This window comes from Cryobacterium sp. M25 (assembly GCF_002929635.1).
GTDB lineage: Bacteria > Actinomycetota > Actinomycetes > Actinomycetales > Microbacteriaceae > Cryobacterium > Cryobacterium sandaracinum.
This window is the reverse complement of record NZ_PJJU01000057.1, coordinates 95,751-111,765: the sequence shown is the minus strand read 5'-3', so window position 1 is coordinate 111,765 and position 16,015 is coordinate 95,751. Positions and strand designations below refer to the sequence as shown.

Here is a 16,015-nt window from a genome sequence, read left to right as displayed (position 1 = left end):
AGGTCGCGCACATCGACCTTGTACGGGGTCTTCTTGAATCTACTCACGAGGGGAGATTCTACGCGTTCGCGGCTGGGCGTCCGATTCGTCGCTCGCCGGGGCGCCAGAGCGATGCCGGCAGCAGCGTCGCCCGCACCCGCAGGCGCCGGCCCGACACCGAATGGATGCCGCGGAGCACCACGTCGAGGTCGGCCACGCGTTCCGCCGCCCGCGCGGACTGCGCGTCGTCACCCGGTCGCCCGTAGTGGCTGCGCTCCGCTCCCACGAGGAGCCGATCGAGGGCCTCGGCCGCGGCTCCCCCGCCCGGACCGGCGCCCTCCGTAACGCTCTCGGTGCCGCCTACCGAGCCGATGAGAACCCGTAGCCGGGCGGCGAGCTCGCGCGGCGTCTCGGTCTCCCGCACGAAGACGCCATGGTCCACCGCCGTGTCGCTGACCTCACGCCACGCCTCCACGGCCCCGCTCTGCCCCGACAGGAGGCCCCGGCGCCGCAGCATCCGCCGGGTCACCCGGATGAGGGCCGGCAGAAGGAGCAGCGCGAACGTCCCGAGGACGAGCAGGCCGAGACGGATGATGCCGCCGCGCGAGTCCGCGGGCGAAGAAGCGTCGGCCTGGGCGTCAGCGGCGTTCTGGCCACCGAGGTCCTCGGGGCGCGGCGCGTCCGACGGGCCGGCCTGGCCGGAATCAGTCAGCGGCACGGTGACGGCATCGTCCTGCGTGTACGCAGGCACGGCGCCGCGGCCGGGCGTGGGCTCGAAGGGCACCCAGCCGACGCCCTCGAAGTAGACCTCCGTCCACGCGTGAAGGTCGTGGGTGTCGACGCTGTACCGGCCGACCCCGGCGACGGAACCCGACGCGGACAGCGACCCGGGCTGGTAGCCGATCGCGATCCGGGACGGGATGCCGATCGAGCGGGCCATCGCCGCCATCGCCGAGGAGAAGTGCACGCAGTACCCGGTCTTCACCTCGAGGAAGGTGCTGACGACGTCAATGCCGCCACCGTCATAGCCGGCCTCGACGGGAGCCTCGGTGTCGTAAGCGAAGTCGCTGCCGCGCAGGTAGTCCTGCAGGGCCCGCGCGGCCTCGTACGCGCTCGTGGTGCCGGCGGTGACCTCACGCGCGGTGTCGCCGATCAGGGCCGGAGTCTCGGCTGGCAGCCTCAGGCTGCGCCGGATCTCCGCCGGATAGGCACCCTCGGCTTCCCGCAACTGCTCCGCCGTCGGCTCCAGCGTGAGCGCGGTGACGGTGTATTCCTGGCCGCGGGTCGTGTCGCCGGGGCTCGTGATGGACCCGGTCGCCTCGTTCCAGTACCAGGCGCCGAGCAGGCCGGTCACCGAGCGGGGCGGCGCAGGGGTCGGCAGCCACCGGGCGGCCAGGTTGTCGATGCCGATGGTCGTGATCGTCTCGCTCGTCTTGATATCGGGTGAGAACCCTGGCGGCAGGTCGATGTCGTCGACGGCGTTCGCGCGGCTCCCGGGCGCCTCCCCGGCGGTCCAGTTGCGGCCCGAGAATTCATCGAGTGTCAGCAGTCGAAGGTAGGGCGGCCGAGTCGCCGTGGTGCGGAAGTGCAGCACCGGTTCGGCGTCCGGCCGGCGCAGGTCCTGACCGAGGTTGATCATGGGGCTGACACCGTTGGCGAACAGCAGGCTGCTGCCCGGGCGCGCGCGCGTGAGGCTGCCCCCAGGCAAGACGGGCGTGGCGACGCTGACCACGATTGCCGCCACTATCGCGACGCTGCCCACGACGACCGCTCCCTTAAAAGAGCCGGGCACGTGGCGCCGCTCGGGCGCGACCGTGCCGGGCCCCGCTGCGGCCGGCGGGCCGGGCAGGCTGCCGGCTCGGCGCATCCGGATCTCGACATGGAGGAGCAGGAGGTAGGTGGCGGCCGTGAGCACGAGGGCCTCCAGGTTGGCCTCGTGGCCGAGGGCAAGCCCCGGCACGAGCAGCGGCACCAGCACGGGCAGTCCGGCGAGCGCGGGCACGCGCAGGATGACCGCGAGCGTGTCGATCAGGATCGCGATCACGCCGGCGCCGGCGCTGAGCAGGAACAGGATGCCGGCGGTCGCCTCGGCCGGCGTCGATTGCTGCTCGATGGAGACCGCCCCGGAGAGCGCCAGATCGCGGAACCGGTCGATCGTCTCCCCGGTCGGGATCAGCCAGAGCCAGCCGCTTCCGGCGCCGAAGAGCAGCGTCAGGACCGCCACAAGAACCCCTAATCCAGCGAGCGACCCGAGGAAGACGGGCAGCCCGGCGCGGCGGAACCCGGCGGAACCGAGCAGGACGCCGGCGGCCGTGAACGTCATCAGCCACCACCAGCCCGTGTCCTCGAGCAGCGGCCCGAGGCCGGCGTCGGCCACGACCAACAGCAATAGGAGTGCGAACGCGAGGGGCCACTCCGCCCGCTTGAGTCGGGCCGCGCGGGCGGAGGGGTCGCGCCAGGCGGTGCGAGTGCCCTGGTCGGGAGCGGCCTGGTCGGGAGCGACCCGGTCAGACGGCGTCATTCAGGGGCCTCCTCGCGCCGATAAAGTCCTCCCAGGCACGGGGGATGTCCGGGGTCTGGTGCACGGGGATGCAGCGCCAGCCGGCCTCGCGTAGCCGGCGCACGGCATCCGTTCGCACCGTGGGCAGCACGAACGCCACCGCGGGGCGGCTCTGGGACACGAGGTCGGCGAGCTCGGCCAGATCCCGGTCGTCGACGGCGACGAGCACCGCGAAGGTCGGCAGCAGCCCGCCGGGCACCACGAGCGTGCTGAGTTTCGCGGCGGTCCCGGACTCGGGCGTACTTGGTTCGACGGATGCCGGGGGTCCGGGCTTCACTGCGGGGCCGCCGAACGTGTACGTCTGTTCTGCTGCGTCCTCGGCGGTCTCCGCCGGGTCGGGCGGGTCCGCCGGCTTGACCCCGGCCAGCCCTTCGAGCAGCAGCGCGACTCCGCCCGGCGGCAGGAAGACGGTGGGAGGGTCGCCGCGCAGGCCGCCGCGGCCGCCGGCTCGCCCCGGGGTGGCGTTCGCCTGACCCGGGCTCGCCAGCCTGCCGGACGAGCCCGAGCTGGGACTGGACAGGCTCGGTCCGGACAGGCTCGGTCCGGACTGGCTCGGTCCGGACAGGCTCGGTCCGGACAGGCTCGGTCCCAGCGCAACCAGGTCGAGCCGGTAGCCGGCCGCCAGCAGGTGCACCCCCACGGATGCCGCGAGCTCGACGGCCACCTCGAACGCCTGCTCGAGGCGCGGCCCGCCGAGATCGGTGCCGCTGTCGGCACCGGCACCAGTGTCGGCACCGACGACGGTCGGGCGGCCGCGGCGGCCGCGCAGCGCGGTGTCAAGCACGAGTCGGGCTCCGGGGTTGCTCTGCTCTTCCTCCTGCCGCACCATGATCGCGCCCAGGCGGGCCGTGGCCGGCCAGTTCACGCGGCGCAGCGGGTCGCCCGGCCGGTATTCGCGCGCGATCAAGGGGTCTGCGTTGTGGTTCAGGTGCCGGAGCCGCTCCGGAACGTCGCCGTCGTTCAGGGTGCCGGTGAGGCCCCGGCCGGCCAGGGCGGTCACCCGGGGCGTCACCGCCAGGTCGTGCGGCTCCCCCACGGCCCACTCGCCCGAGGCAAGGCCGAAGGGATCCGAACGCCTGATCAGCACCGGGCCCGTTGCGTAGAGACCCCGCCGGGGCAAGCTGAACCGGTACTCGAACCTCACGCTGTCTGCACCGGTGTCCGGGCCGCCCTCGTAGCGGTCGAGGGCCGGCAGCGGCGTTCCGGCCGGCACGGTCAGTCCGGCGTCGCCGGCGTCCCGCCCCCGCACGGTGTCCCGCAGATGCAGGCCCGCCAGGGGCCGGGGGGAAAGGTTCCGCACCCCGAGCCCCACGACGACCTCGCCGCCGGCCGGCACGACCGGTGGGCGCAGCATCCGGGTGACGCGCAGGCGCACCCGATGGATCGAGACGTACCCGAGGGCGGCGACGGGGATGGCCAAAAGCACACCGGCGATGAACAGAAGGTCGCGCTGGTTCGTCAGCAGGGCGAGCAGCAGAAGGCCGGCTCCCGCGGCGAGGAACATCCCGCCTCGAAGGGTGAGCCGGGGAAACCGGACGCGCCGCTGCTTCGCCGGCATGGCGTCAGGGATGCCCGGTGGCACCGACGGGAACGGGGGTGGCCGTCACGATCCGGCGAACGATGTCGTCGACCACCGGGCCGCTGTCCTGATGGTGGCCGAGCACCCGGCTGCTCGCCACGAGGCGGTGCCCGAGCACGGCGACGGCGAGAGAGTCGATGTCGTCGGGCAGCACATAGTCCCGGCCGTGCAGCGCCGCCTGGGCCTTGGCCGCCCGGATCAGCTGCAGTGTGGCACGGGGGCTGGCGCCCAGGCGCAGGTCGCGGTCGTCGCGGGTGGCCCGCACCAGGCTGACCGTGTACTCCTTCACCGCGGGAGAGGCGAACACCCGCTGTACGGCCGTCATCATTCCGCGCAGCTGGGCGCCGGAGACGACCGCCTCGATGCCGGCCAGCGGGCTCGACGTGTCGCGGGCATCCAGCATCATCAGCTCGGACTCGGTGTCGGGGTACCCCATCGAGATGCGCGCCATGAACCGGTCCCGCTGGGCTTCGGGAAGCGCATAGGTGCCCTCCATCTCGATCGGGTTCTGCGTGGCCACGACCGTGAAGGGCAGCGGCAGCAGATAGGTGGAGCCGTCGACGGTGACCTGGCGTTCCTCCATGCATTCCAGCAGCGCGGACTGGGTCTTCGGGCTCGCCCGGTTGATCTCGTCCCCGATCACGATGTTCGCGAAGATGGCGCCAGGCTTGAACTCGAATCGGCGGTCCACCTGGTTGAACACCGACACGCCCGTCACGTCGGAGGGCAGCAGGTCGGGGGTGAACTGGACGCGGCTGACCGTGCAGTGCACGGACTTGGCCAGCGCCTTGGCCAGCATGGTCTTGCCGACGCCGGGAACGTCCTCGATCAGAAGGTGCCCCTGGGCCAGCAGCACCGTGAGAGCCGTCGTGACGGCCGTGTGCTTGCCGTCGATGACGGTTTCCACATTGCGGATGATCGCACGCGCCGCAGCCTCGACGGCCGGAAGGTCCATCAGGGTCTCGTCGTCCGTGTCGGCGACAGGGCCGCCCGCGTTCCCGGCGAGCGCCGGAACGGAAACCGAGCGCACGGGCGACGTATTCACACGCGTGTCTTCTGCAGGAACGCCGCCACGGCCGGCGGCACATACGGGGTGATATCGCCGCCGAGCGCGGCGACCTGGCGCACCAGGGAACTGGACACGTGGGCGTTGGCCGGGTCCGGCAGCAGGAAGATCGTTTCCACGGCGGCGAGGTTGCGGTTCACGATCGCCATTGGGGTCTCGTAGGCCACGTCCACCTGTGAGCGGATGCCCTTGATCAGCACGCTTGCGCCGACCTCCGTGCAGTATTCGACGAGCAGCCCCATGCCCCAGGAGGCCACCACGATGTTGCCCGGCAGCCCGGCGTCCAGGATGGACCGCTGCAGCAGGGAAACCCGCTGGCTGATCGGCAGCAGAGCCGTCTTGCCGGGGTTGTGCACGACGAGCACGTGCAGTTCGTCGAAGAGACCGGACGCCCGTTCAATCACGTCGAGATGACCCCGCGTGACGGGGTCGAATGAACCGGGGACGACGGCGATCCTGCGCATAGCGATCACCCTAGCCCCAGTGCGTGAACGGTGCCTGAGCGCGCTCCGATCCTGCTGTCAGGACTTGGTGAGCGAGGCCCGCTCCGCGTCGTCGAGGCGCCGCCGCACCGCCTCCCGCAACGCCGGGACCGATTCGAGGTGCGGGTCGTGCTCGCTCAGGCGCTGCGCATAGCCTCTGGCCTCCCCGATCAGGTCGCCGTCGGTCGCCACCCTCAGCAGACGCAGCGAAGAGCGGCCCCCGGACTGGTTGCTGCCGAGCACATCGCCCTCCCGGCGCAGCTCCAGGTCGACCTGGGCCAACTCGAACCCGTCGAGGGTGGCAGCGACAGCCTCGACTCGCTCGCGCGCGATGGTTTCGGCCTCCGCGCTCGTGACCAGGAGACAGAGCCCCGGCACGCCGCCGCGGCCCACCCGGCCGCGCAGCTGGTGCAGTTGCGAGACGCCGAACCGGTCGGCGTCCAGCACCACCATGGCGGAGGCGTTGGGCACGTCGACGCCAACCTCGATGACGGTCGTCGCCACGAGCACGTCGATCTCACCGGCCGCGAACGCGCGCATGGCCACGTCTTTCTCTTCGCTGGTCATGCGCCCGTGCAGCGGTTCGATGCGGGCAGAGGCCAGGGCCGGGTTACGACGCAGTTCGGCGAGCACCATTTCGACGGATGCCGGCGCTGCAGCCTCGGGATCGACCTCCGCGCCCTCCTCGAGCTGTTTCGGGGCGATGGCCGGGCACACCACGAAACCCTGGCGGCCCTGAGCGAGCTCCTCCGCCAGCCGGGTCCACACCCGGGTGACCCAGCCGGGCTTCTCGAACACAGGCACGACGAACGTCTCGATGCCCTGCCGCCCCTCCGGCAGCTCCGCGATCGTGCTCACGTCGAGGTCGCCGAACACGGTCATGGCCACGGTGCGCGGGATCGGGGTGGCGGTAAGCACCAGCACGTGCGGCGGCACGGCCCCCTTCAGCCGCAGCGCCTCGCGCTGGTCCACGCCGAACCGGTGCTGCTCGTCGACGACGACCAGTCCGAGGTCGAAGAACGTGACCTTGTCGCCGAGCAGCGCATGCGTGCCGATCACGATCTTGGCCTGTCCGGACACCACTCGGAGCAGCGCCTTGCGGCGCTCTGCCACCGGCAGCTGCCCGGTGAGCAGGGTGGGCATCAGCGTGCCCGCCAGCTCGGGGCCGAGCGACCGCACGATCGTGCGCAGGTGCTGGGCCGCCAGAACCTCGGTGGGAGCGAGGAAAGCCGATTGGCCGCCCGTGTCGGCGACGGTGAGCATGGCCCGCAGGGCCACGACGGTCTTGCCGGAGCCGACCTCACCCTGCAGCAGCCGGTTCATCGGGTGGGTCTCGATAAGGTCGGCGGAGATCTCCGTGGCCACGCCCTGCTGGTCCGCGGTGAGGCTGAAGGGCAGGCCGGCGTCGAAGCGCTCGAGCAGGCCGCCGGACGACGCCACTCGCGGGGTGGAGTGCTGCTGCCGGGCGGTGAGCCGCTGCTGCACCAGGGCGCTCTGCAGCACGAAGGCCTCGGTGAACCGCAGGGTGTCCCTCGCGCGGCGCCAGTCCGCATCGGTTTCCGGGCGGTGGATCAGCTCGAAGGCCCGGCCCTGCGGCAGCAGCCCGCGCTCGGCGCGCAGCCCCGGCGGGATCGGGTCGGGCACCGGGCCCACGCTGTCCAGCAGGATCGCGATGGACTGCGCGACCTGCCAGCTGGCCACGGTGTTGGTGGCCGGGTAGATCGCGACGGGCTGCTCGATCCAGAGTTTGGCGGCCGCGGCATCCGTGGGCATCTCGGGTTCGTCGTCGGCGCCGGGGCCGAAGAGCTTGTAGGTCGGGTGCGTGAGCTGCAGGTGGCCCCGGTAGTCGGTGACCTTGCCCGCGAACATTCCGCGCATGCCGGGTTGGAGCTGCCTGGCCCGCCAGGACTGGTTGAACCAGGTGAGACTGAGGATGCCGCGGCCGTCGGAGATCTTCACCTCGACGATCGACCCCTTGCGGGCTTTCATCGGGCGTTCCTCGACCGAGCGGATCTCCGCCACAATGGTCACGTTCTCGTCGAGCGGCAGCAGGCTGATCGACGAGAGCTCGCCGCGGCGGGCGTAGCGGCGCGGGTAGTGGCTGAGCAGATCGCCCACGGTGTGCGAGCCGAAGGCCTTGCCCAGGGCGACGGCCGTTTTGCCGCCGACCACGGTGGCCAGCTTGCTGTCGAGGGTCACCGGGGCGAGAGTCTCCCCAGCCTCCGAATCGGTCATGTCTCGATCGTAGGCGGCACGTGCGACATGCGGCACCGGGTCGGCGCGGGTGCGCCGCGAGCTCGGCCGCCGACGGGCGATAAACTCGACGGGTTATGACGCGAATCGTCGCCGGGTTTGCCGGTTCCCTGCCCCTGGCGGTGCCCAAGACCGGCACCCGCCCCACCAGCGACCGCGTTCGGGAGGCGATCTTCTCCGCCCTCGACGCGCGCGACATCATCCGTGGCGCTCGGGTTCTCGATCTGTACGCCGGATCGGGCGGGCTCGGCCTGGAGGCGGCCAGCCGGGGAGCGCGCATCGTGACCCTGGTCGAGAACAACTTCGGCGCCGCGCAGATGTGCCGGAAGAACACCGAGGCCGTGCTGCGGGCGGCACCGGGGCGGGGCGCCCCGAAGATCAAGGTGAGCAGCCAGGCCGTGCAGTCGTTCCTCGCGGCCACCGGCGAAGGGTTCGACCTGGTCTTCATCGACCCGCCCTACGACCTGGCCGAGACCGAGCTCGGCCACAACCTTGCCGCCCTGGCGCCGCTGCTCGACCCGGGCGCACTCGTCATCGTGGAGCGCAGTTCGCGCTCCCCCGAACCGGTCTGGGGAGCGGGCCTCGGATCCGACCGGCGCAAGGACTACGGCGACACGACCGTCTGGTACGCCTCCCCCGTGCTGCCGGCGGCCTGAGGCGCTCTCAGGCGACGGCGCCGTCCCAGCCGCGGTAGGGGTCCCAACCGGCCTGGTCGTGGGGGCGGCCGTCCACCAGGACCGAGCCTGCGGCATCCGTCACCACGCCGACGGCGCGGAAGCCGGCGGGCAGCACGGCGCCCGGCGGGAAAGTGGCCAGCAGGCCGTGGTCCTCGCCGCCGCCGAGGGAACGCTCGACATTCTCGCCGAGGGCCGACCGGGCGAAGTCGATGCCCACGCCGCTGGCCCGGGCGAGGCGCCCGGCGTCGATGGCGAGTCCGTCGGACACGTCCAGCATCGCGGTCGCGCCGGCGCCGGCGGCGGCCGGACCTCGGTCGATGGGCGGCACCGGTGCGAGCTGCGCGGCGACCGCCTCAGGATGCTGCGCCCGCAGTGCATCCGCCAGCGCAGCATCCGGAACACCGTTTTCGTCCACGGCGAGACGGAAGAGCAGGTCCAGGCCTCGGGCGGCCTCACCGAGGCGCCCGGCCAGGACCACGACGTCGCCTGGCCGCGCCCCGGAGCGCAGCACGGGCTCGCGTCCCTCGAGGTCGCCGAAGGCTGTCACAGCGAGCGTGAGGGCGTCGGACGCGGACAGGTCGCCGCCGACGACGCCGCAGCCGGGGGCCAGCGCCTCGCAGCAGTCGCGCAACCCGTCGGCGATGCCCTCGATCACCGTGATCGGCGTCGACGGCGGGGCGGCGATCGCCACCACCAGTGCGGTGGGACGGGCCCCCATGGCGGCGACGTCGGACAGGTTCGTCGCGGCGGCCTTCCAGCCGAGGTCGTGCGGGGACGACCAGGCGAGCCGGAAATCCGGACCCTGGATCATCATGTCCGTGGTGACGACGTAGCGCCCGTCCGGGGCCCGCATCACGGCGGCGTCGTCGCCGGGGCCGAGGAGCTGGGCCGCGGAGCCCGGCAGTCGCGGGAAGATCCGAGCGAGAACCTCCCCTTCGCTCAGGTCGGCCAGCGTCGCACTCATGGGGAACATCGCGCCCGCAGCATTCGTCATGCTTCAAACGGTAGCCTGAATGCAATGACTCCCCGCATCCGTTTCCTCCACACCGGCCTCGCGCTCACGCTCGTCGCCGGTACCGTGCTCCTCACCGGCTGCACGGCGGTCGTGCCGCTGGAACCGGCCGCGGATGCCGTCAATCCCACCTGCGCCGACCTCATCGTTCGCCTTCCGACCTCGGTGGCCTCGCTTCCGGAACGTGAGACGAACGCCCAGGCCACGGGCGCGTGGGGCACCCCGAGCGCGGTCCTGTTGCACTGCGGCGTTGCCGTTCCTCCACCGACGACGCTCCCCTGCCTCACGGTCAACGGCATCGACTGGATCGAAGACGACTCGGATGCCCCGCTCTACCGCTACACCACCTACGGCCGCGACCCGGCAACCGAACTGGTCATCGACTCGGACAAGGTCAGCGGGTCCACGGTGCTCGTAGACCTGGCGCAGGCCGTGGGTAACATCCCCGCGACGGGCCAGTGCCTCGGCGCCGCGGACCTGCTGCTGCCGACCGACGGCGAGACGGTGGCGCCCGCTCCATAGCCCGCCACCCCGCCGGCCTGCTGCCCCGAGTCGACAGCTTTAGGGGTTGCGGCCGCACGGACGAGTGCGGGTACGGAGTTGTCAAGTGTTACGTCTCATTTCGTTACGCCGCGACGTCTGGGAGCAGCGCCGCCGGCCGGCCCGTAACGTCGCCGGGGAGTCGCCGTCACACGGCGTGCGGCCTCTGATGGACGGGGACACGACATGCTTCTCACCGGACTCGGCCTGGGCGTCGCCCTGGGCTTCACCATGCAGCGGGGCAGGTTCTGCGTCACCGGCGCGTTCCGGGACCTGTGGCTCACGGGCAGCACCCGCTGGCTGACGGCCTTTCTGATCGTCATCGCCGTGCAGAGTGTGGGAGTCTTCGCCCTCGACGCTGCCGGTGTGATCACCCTCGACCCCCAGCCCTTCGCCTGGCTGGCCACGATCATCGGTGCGTTCATCTTCGGGTTCGCCATCGTGCTGGCCGGCGGATGCGCCACGGGCACCTACTACCGCGCCGGCGAGGGTCTGGTGGGCAGCTGGTTCGCCCTGATCTTCTACGCCCTCTTCTCCGCTATCTCGAAGACGGGCGCGCTGTCCGCTCCGGTCGCGGCGCTGCGCGGTATCACCGTGGAGGCCTCCACCATCCACGGAGTCCTCGGCATCTCACCGTGGGTGCTGGTCGCGGTGCTCGTCACCGGCGTCGGCCTGCTCGCCCGGCACCACCTGCGGCTGCGGTCGTCCCTGCCGGTCGCGTCGCTCCCGGCCCGCACGAGCGGCATCCGGCATCTCCTGTTCGAGAAGAAATGGGGCGCGTTCACCACCGCCCTGATCATCGCGCCGCTCGCCATCCTCGCCTGGCCGCTCAGCTGGGCAACCGGGCGCGAGTCCGGGCTCGGTATCACCGGGCCGTCCTCGAACATCGTCAACTACCTCGTGCGCGGCAATCCCCAGTTGATCGACTGGGGAGTGTACCTGGTGATCGGCATCCTGCTCGGCTCGGTCATCGCAGCCAAGGGCAGCGGCGAGTTCCGGGTGCGACTGCCCGATGTCACCACCACCATCCGCAGCATCCTCGGCGGAGTGCTGATGGGCGTCGGAGCCAGCCTGGCCGGCGGATGCACCATCGGCAACGGCATGGTCGACACCGCCACCTTCGGCCTCCAGGGCTGGGTGGCGCTGGTGTTCATGATCATCGGCACCGGCGCCGCGACGCGCCTCTTCATCACCGGGTCCGCGCGGGTAGGGGTCTCCCCCGCTCGCGTTCCGGCCAACCAGTAGCAACCCCGTAGCCAACCAGGAGAAAGAAGCCCGACATGGCACAGTACGTACTTGAGACCGACGGTCAGGTCTGCCCGTTCCCGCTCGTGGAGGCCGGAGCCGCAATCGAGAAGCTCGACCTCGGCGACGAGCTCACCATCAACTTCGACTGCACGCAAGCGACGGACGCCCTGCCACGCTGGGCGGCGGAGAGCGGCTACCCGGTCACGCACTTCGATCGCGTCGGGGACGCCCACTGGACCATCACGGTGCAGAAGGCCTGATCGCCGCGCCGGGCGCGCGGCTGGGCGGCTAGACCGCCAGGTGCAGCGCGGCCGACGCGGCGCGGTGGGCGATCGCCACCTCGATCAGCTCATCAATCAACTGCGGGTAGGTGAAGCCACTGGCCAGCCAGCAGCTCGGGAACATCGAGATGGGGGTGAACCCGGGCATGGTGTTGATCTCGTTGATCACCCAGCCGTCATCGGTGAGGAAGAAGTCCACCCGCGCCAGGCCGGCGCCATCGATCGCGTCGAACGCGCGGATGGCCAGGGCCTGTATCTGGGCGAGTTCCTCGGAGGTGAGGTCGGCCGGGCAGACCAGGTCGATGCCGGACGCACCGAGGTACTTGGCGGCAAAGTCGTAGAAGTCCCGCCCGGTGACCCGCACCTCGCCGGCGACGGATGCCCGCGTCGGCTCCCCAGGACGCCCCTGCAGCACCGCGATCTCGAGTTCGCGTCCGCGCAACCCGGTCTCGATCAGAACCTTGCTGTCCTCGAGCAGAGCAACCCGCATCGCCTCGGCGAGCTGGTCCAGGGTCGACACCCGACTCACGCCCACGCTCGACCCTGCCCGAGCCGGCTTCACGAACACGGGCAGCCCGAGCTCCTCGGCCGCCGCGAACGCCATCCCGGGAGCCTCGGCCCAATCGCCGGCGGTGATGGTCCGCCACGGGGCGACCGGGAGGGCAGCCTGCTGGAAGACGGTCTTGGTGAAGTGCTTGTCCATTCCGAGCGCCGACGCGAGCACGCCTGAGCCCACGTAGGGCAGCCCGACGAGTTCGAGCAGCCCCTGCACGGTGCCGTCCTCGCCGAACGGGCCGTGCAGGATCGGGAAGACCAGGTCGACGTTGCCGAGCGAACGGTAGCCGGCGCCGTCACTGACGGTCAACTGGCGGCTGAGGCTGCTCTCCGGCCAGCGGATGCGGGTGCCGTTGTCGAAGACCTCCGGCAGTTCGTCCGCGTCCAATGTGAACCGGGCCGGGTCATCCGCTTCGAGCACGAAGGCGCCGTCGCGGGTGATGCCGACCGGAATGACGTGGTAGCGGTCGCGGTCAATCGCCGCCAGGACGCCGCCCGCTGTGGCGCAACTGATCGAATGTTCGCTTGACCGACCCCCAAAGAGCAGCGCCACCGTGAGCTTGTTCGTCATCAATCGTCCTTTCGCCCTGCGGCTCCGCTGAGTCCGTGGTCAGGTGCGGGGCGAGATCCCGCGGTTTCAGAGTACCGGCCAGCACCTGGCGGACCTGCTCAACGATGGGCATGTCCACCCCCTTGGCGCGGGCGAGATCGAGAATCGGTCCGACGGACGCAAGACCCTCGGTGGTCTGCTGCATCTGCTTGACGACGTCGTTGATGCCGTAGCCCTGGCCGAGGAGCCGGCCGGCGGTGTTGTTGCGCGACAGCGGCGACTGGCAGGTCGCGATCAGGTCGCCCAGGCCGGCCAGGCCAGCCAGCGTTTCCGGATGCGCGCCGTAGGCCACCGCGAAATCGGTCATCTCCACGAGGCCGCGGGTGATGATCGACGCCTTCGTGTTCTCCCCGTAGCCGACGCCGTCGACGATGCCGATGGCCAGGGCGATGAGGTTCTTCAGCACGCCGCCGAATTCGGTGCCGATGACATCCGTGTTGACGTAGGAGCGGAAGTAGCGGTTGCGGGCCAGCATGGCAACGGCCTGCGCGGTCTCGAGGCTGTTCGAGGAGACCACGGCCGCCGTCGGCTGTTCCTTGGCGATTTCCAGGGCCAGGTTGGGTCCGGAGATCGCCGCGATCAGGTCGGGGTTGATCGGCAGGATCTCGGCGATGATCTGACTCATGCGCAGGCCGGACCCGCGCTCGACGCCCTTCATCAGCGACACCACGATGGCGCCGGGAGCCAGGAACGGCTCGGCCAGGATCAGGTTCTCGCGCAGCGACTGGCTCGGCACCGATACGAACACCTGCTCGGCGCCGGCGAGGGCCAGGTCGAGCCTCGCGGTGGCCCGCAGGCCCTCCGGCAGGTTGATGCCGGGCAGGTAGTCGCTGTTGCGCCGGGCCTCGGTGATCTCGCGGGCGAGCTCGGGACGGCGGGCCCACAGCACGACGTCGGCCCCGCCGTCGGCCAGGATCTTGGCGAACGTGGTGCCCCAGCTGCCGGCGCCGAGAACGGCCACCCGTTTGCCTGGCTGAACCTTAGGCTTCAAAACGGCCGGTCTCTTTCTGATCGTGTTCGGTCGGGTTCCAGCGCTTGGACGGCGCCGTCTCGCCCCGAAGATCTTCGAGCAACTGGGTGATGGCGGCCATGACGAGCGTGGTGGCCTCGTTGAGCGTCGCCGGGTCGAGGTTGCGGCCCCGGAACTGCGCCAGGTCGAGCGGGTCACCGATCTTGACCAGCACGGTCTTGCGCGGGAATAGGCTCAGGCGCTTCGAGTAGCGCGGCATGATCGCCTGCGCTCCCCAGTGGGCCACCGGCACGATCGGGATACCCTGCTCGAGAGCGATCCGCACGGCGCCGGTCTTGCCACGCATCGGCCACAGCGCGGGGTCCCGGGTCAGCGACCCCTCCGGGTAGACGACGACCATCTGGCCACGTTCGACCAGTCGCTCGGCCGCCTTCACGGGCTCGCTGCCGCGCACGCTGCCGCCGCGCTGCACCGGGATCTGTCCCGACTTGTGCAGCAGCCACCCGATCACCGGGATTTTGAAGACGGATGCCTTCGCCATGAACCGGGGCGCGCGCCCCATATTCCAGCTCAGCACCCCCATCAGAAGCGGGTCGATCTCGCTGAAGTGGTTGGGCGCCATCACGAACGCCCCCGAACGGGGGAACTTCGCGGCGTCGGTGACTTTGTACCGCACGGCGAGATTGATCACCGGAAGGATCATCATCGCCAGCACCCAGAACACGGATGGCCGCCGGGTCTCCGAACGCTCCCGCCCGGGGTTCACGACGTCACGGGAGATGTGGGTCTGGGGCGTTGGATCGGACACGGACGCTGGATCGGATGCTGGCACAGCCCCATTATCCTTCGAGATCGAAGTCAGCCCCCAACAGTTGAAGCTTGGTGATGAAGTTCTCGTAGCCGCGGCTGATGATTCCGACGTTGCTGACGGTGGAGGTTCCCTTCGCGGTCAGCGCCGCGATCAGGTGGCTGAAGCCACCACGCAAATCGGGAACCTCGATGTCGGCGCCGGTCAGTTTCGTCGGCCCGGTGATCACGGCCGAATGGTTGAAGTTGCGCTGGCCGAACCGGCAGGGGTGCCCGCCGAGGCATTCCCGGTGGATTTGGATGGTGGCGCCCATCTCGACGAGAGCGTCCACGAAGCCGAAGCGCTGCTCGTAGACGGTCTCGTGCACGATCGAGACGCCGTGCGCGTGGGTCAAGGCGATCACGAGCGGCTGCTGCCAATCCGTCATGAAGCCGGGGTGCACATCCGTCTCGATGATGACGGGCTTGAGGTCGCCGCCCGGGTGGTAAAAACGGATGCCGTCGTCTTCGATGTCAAACGCCCCACCGACCTTGCGGAACACGTTCAGGAACGTCAACATCTCGGGCTGGCGCGCGCCGCCGACGAAGATGTCGCCGTCGGTGGCCAGGGCCGCTGCCGCCCAGCTGGCCGCCTCGTTCCGGTCGAACAGGGCGCGGTGGTTGTAGCCCTCGAGGCGCTCGACGCCCTCGATCCGGATCACCCGGTCGGTGTCGACCGTGATGATGGCGCCCATCTTCTGCAGAATGTTGATGAGATCCATGATCTCGGGCTCGATCGCCGCGCCCTTGAGCTCGGTGATGCCCTCCGCGCGCACGGCGGTCAGGAGTACCTGCTCGGTCGCGCCGACGCTCGGGTAGGGCAGGGACACCTTGGTGCCCTTGAGTCCGTTGGGCGCGGACATCCGGATGCCGTTGGGCTGCTTCTCGACGACGGCGCCGAACTTGCGCAGCACGTCCAGGTGGTAGTCGATCGGGCGGTCGCCGATGCGGCAGCCGCCGAGATCGGGGATGAACGCCTCCCCGAGGCGGTGCAGCAGAGGGCCGCAGAACAGGATCGGGATGCGCGAGGAACCGGCGTGCGCGTCGATCGCCGCGAAATGCGCGCTCTCGACGTCGACCGGGTCGAGCAGCAGTTCGCCGGGCTCGGCGCCGTCGGTGACCTTGACGCCGTGCACTTCGAGCAGCTGGCGCACGATGCGCACGTCGCTGATGTTCGGCACGTTCTTGAGCGTGCTAGGACTCTCACCGAGAAGGGCCGCGACCATGGCCTTGGTGACCAGGTTCTTCGCGCCTTTAAGTTCGATCCGGCCGACCAGGGGGATGCCGCCGCGGATGGTGATCCGGTCGCCCTGCAGCCCGACGGCCGCGCCCCAGTTCTGGGCGTTCTCGCGGTTCT

Annotated in this window: 14 protein-coding genes; 4 read left to right on the top strand and 10 right to left on the bottom strand. The window is 70.4% G+C overall.

Annotated features, from left to right (window positions below; translation table 11 throughout):
* Nucleotides 1-58 precede the first annotated feature (58 nt).
* The 5 genes from CXY81_RS13585 to CXY81_RS13565 all read right to left on the bottom strand — a co-directional run bounded on the left by CXY81_RS13585 (nt 59) and on the right by CXY81_RS13565 (nt 7,901).
* Complete coding sequence (locus CXY81_RS13585) at nt 59-2,500, bottom strand: DUF3488 and transglutaminase-like domain-containing protein (protein ID WP_104195155.1); 2,442 nt, start codon at nt 2,498-2,500, stop codon at nt 59-61.
* Entirely contained in the window at nt 2,487-4,097 is a 1,611-nt protein-coding gene (locus CXY81_RS13580; protein ID WP_146067703.1) for a DUF58 domain-containing protein, read from the bottom strand. The genes CXY81_RS13585 and CXY81_RS13580 overlap by 14 nt, the downstream gene beginning before the upstream one ends.
* 4 nt (nt 4,098-4,101) lie before the next feature.
* Nucleotides 4,102-5,073, bottom strand: coding sequence for a MoxR family ATPase (locus CXY81_RS13575; protein ID WP_104171712.1), 972 nt, complete (start codon nt 5,071-5,073; stop codon nt 4,102-4,104).
* An 86-nt stretch (nt 5,074-5,159) separates the two neighbouring features.
* A complete protein-coding gene (coaD, locus tag CXY81_RS13570; protein WP_104103054.1) occupies nt 5,160-5,648 on the bottom strand; it encodes a pantetheine-phosphate adenylyltransferase in 489 nt (162 codons plus the stop codon).
* 57 nt (nt 5,649-5,705) lie between these two features.
* Nucleotides 5,706-7,901, bottom strand: a complete 2,196-nt coding sequence (locus tag CXY81_RS13565; protein WP_104171678.1) for an ATP-dependent DNA helicase RecG — start codon at nt 7,899-7,901, stop codon at nt 5,706-5,708.
* A 95-nt stretch (nt 7,902-7,996) separates the two neighbouring features.
* On the opposite strand from CXY81_RS13565, the gene rsmD reads away from it, so the two are divergent.
* Nucleotides 7,997-8,575 carry a 16S rRNA (guanine(966)-N(2))-methyltransferase RsmD gene (gene rsmD, locus CXY81_RS13560; protein WP_104171677.1) on the top strand — a complete coding sequence of 193 codons (579 nt, stop codon included), beginning with the start codon at nt 7,997-7,999 and terminating at the stop codon, nt 8,573-8,575.
* A gap of 7 nt (nt 8,576-8,582) precedes the next feature.
* Here rsmD and thiL read toward each other — a convergent pair whose 3' ends face one another.
* Complete coding sequence (gene thiL / locus CXY81_RS13555; protein ID WP_369828391.1) at nt 8,583-9,590, bottom strand: thiamine-phosphate kinase; 1,008 nt, start codon at nt 9,588-9,590, stop codon at nt 8,583-8,585.
* Nucleotides 9,591-9,614: 24 nt separating this feature from the next.
* Between thiL and CXY81_RS13550 the strand changes: the two genes are divergently transcribed.
* From CXY81_RS13550 to CXY81_RS13540, 3 genes are all read left to right on the top strand, one after another.
* Nucleotides 9,615-10,130: a DUF3515 family protein gene (locus CXY81_RS13550; RefSeq protein WP_104171675.1), complete on the top strand. Its 516-nt coding sequence runs from the start codon at nt 9,615-9,617 to the stop codon at nt 10,128-10,130.
* A gap of 204 nt (nt 10,131-10,334) precedes the next feature.
* On the top strand, nt 10,335-11,393 hold the full coding sequence (locus CXY81_RS13545; protein ID WP_104171674.1) for a YeeE/YedE family protein: 1,059 nt from the start codon (nt 10,335-10,337) through the stop codon (nt 11,391-11,393).
* 35 nt (nt 11,394-11,428) lie between these two features.
* A complete protein-coding gene (locus tag CXY81_RS13540; RefSeq protein ID WP_104171673.1) occupies nt 11,429-11,656 on the top strand; it encodes a sulfurtransferase TusA family protein in 228 nt (75 codons plus the stop codon).
* A 28-nt stretch (nt 11,657-11,684) separates the two neighbouring features.
* Here CXY81_RS13540 and CXY81_RS13535 read toward each other — a convergent pair whose 3' ends face one another.
* The 4 genes from CXY81_RS13535 to murA form a co-directional block, all read right to left on the bottom strand.
* Nucleotides 11,685-12,803 (bottom strand): D-alanine--D-alanine ligase family protein, encoded by a 1,119-nt coding sequence (locus CXY81_RS13535; RefSeq protein WP_104195153.1) that lies wholly within the window; start codon nt 12,801-12,803, stop codon nt 11,685-11,687.
* Entirely contained in the window at nt 12,706-13,833 is a 1,128-nt protein-coding gene (locus CXY81_RS13530) for an NAD(P)H-dependent glycerol-3-phosphate dehydrogenase (protein WP_233194173.1), read from the bottom strand. The genes CXY81_RS13535 and CXY81_RS13530 overlap by 98 nt, the downstream gene beginning before the upstream one ends.
* Nucleotides 13,823-14,518, bottom strand: a complete 696-nt coding sequence (locus CXY81_RS13525; protein ID WP_233194191.1) for a 1-acyl-sn-glycerol-3-phosphate acyltransferase — start codon at nt 14,516-14,518, stop codon at nt 13,823-13,825. The genes CXY81_RS13530 and CXY81_RS13525 overlap by 11 nt, the downstream gene beginning before the upstream one ends.
* A gap of 133 nt (nt 14,519-14,651) precedes the next feature.
* Entirely contained in the window at nt 14,652-15,974 is a 1,323-nt protein-coding gene (gene murA / locus CXY81_RS13520) for a UDP-N-acetylglucosamine 1-carboxyvinyltransferase (protein WP_233194190.1), read from the bottom strand.
* Nucleotides 15,975-16,015: the final 41 nt, after the last annotated feature.

Excerpts from the sequence above, each read along its gene's own strand:
- CXY81_RS13585 (WP_104195155.1), bottom strand. The coding sequence starts at position 2,500 with ATGACGCCGTCTGACCGGGTCGCTCCCGACCAGGCCGCTCCCGACCAG.
- CXY81_RS13580 (WP_146067703.1), bottom strand. The coding sequence starts at position 4,097 with ATGCCGGCGAAGCAGCGGCGCGTCCGGTTTCCCCGGCTCACCCTTCGA.
- CXY81_RS13575 (WP_104171712.1), bottom strand. The coding sequence starts at position 5,073 with ATGGACCTTCCGGCCGTCGAGGCTGCGGCGCGTGCGATCATCCGCAAT.
- coaD (WP_104103054.1), bottom strand. The coding sequence starts at position 5,648 with ATGCGCAGGATCGCCGTCGTCCCCGGTTCATTCGACCCCGTCACGCGG.
- CXY81_RS13565 (WP_104171678.1), bottom strand. The coding sequence starts at position 7,901 with ATGACCGATTCGGAGGCTGGGGAGACTCTCGCCCCGGTGACCCTCGAC.
- rsmD (WP_104171677.1), top strand. The coding sequence starts at position 7,997 with ATGACGCGAATCGTCGCCGGGTTTGCCGGTTCCCTGCCCCTGGCGGTG.
- thiL (WP_369828391.1), bottom strand. The coding sequence starts at position 9,590 with ATGACGAATGCTGCGGGCGCGATGTTCCCCATGAGTGCGACGCTGGCC.
- CXY81_RS13550 (WP_104171675.1), top strand. The coding sequence starts at position 9,615 with ATGACTCCCCGCATCCGTTTCCTCCACACCGGCCTCGCGCTCACGCTC.
- CXY81_RS13545 (WP_104171674.1), top strand. The coding sequence starts at position 10,335 with ATGCTTCTCACCGGACTCGGCCTGGGCGTCGCCCTGGGCTTCACCATG.
- CXY81_RS13540 (WP_104171673.1), top strand. The coding sequence starts at position 11,429 with ATGGCACAGTACGTACTTGAGACCGACGGTCAGGTCTGCCCGTTCCCG.
- CXY81_RS13535 (WP_104195153.1), bottom strand. The coding sequence starts at position 12,803 with ATGACGAACAAGCTCACGGTGGCGCTGCTCTTTGGGGGTCGGTCAAGC.
- CXY81_RS13525 (WP_233194191.1), bottom strand. The coding sequence starts at position 14,518 with ATGATGATCCTTCCGGTGATCAATCTCGCCGTGCGGTACAAAGTCACC.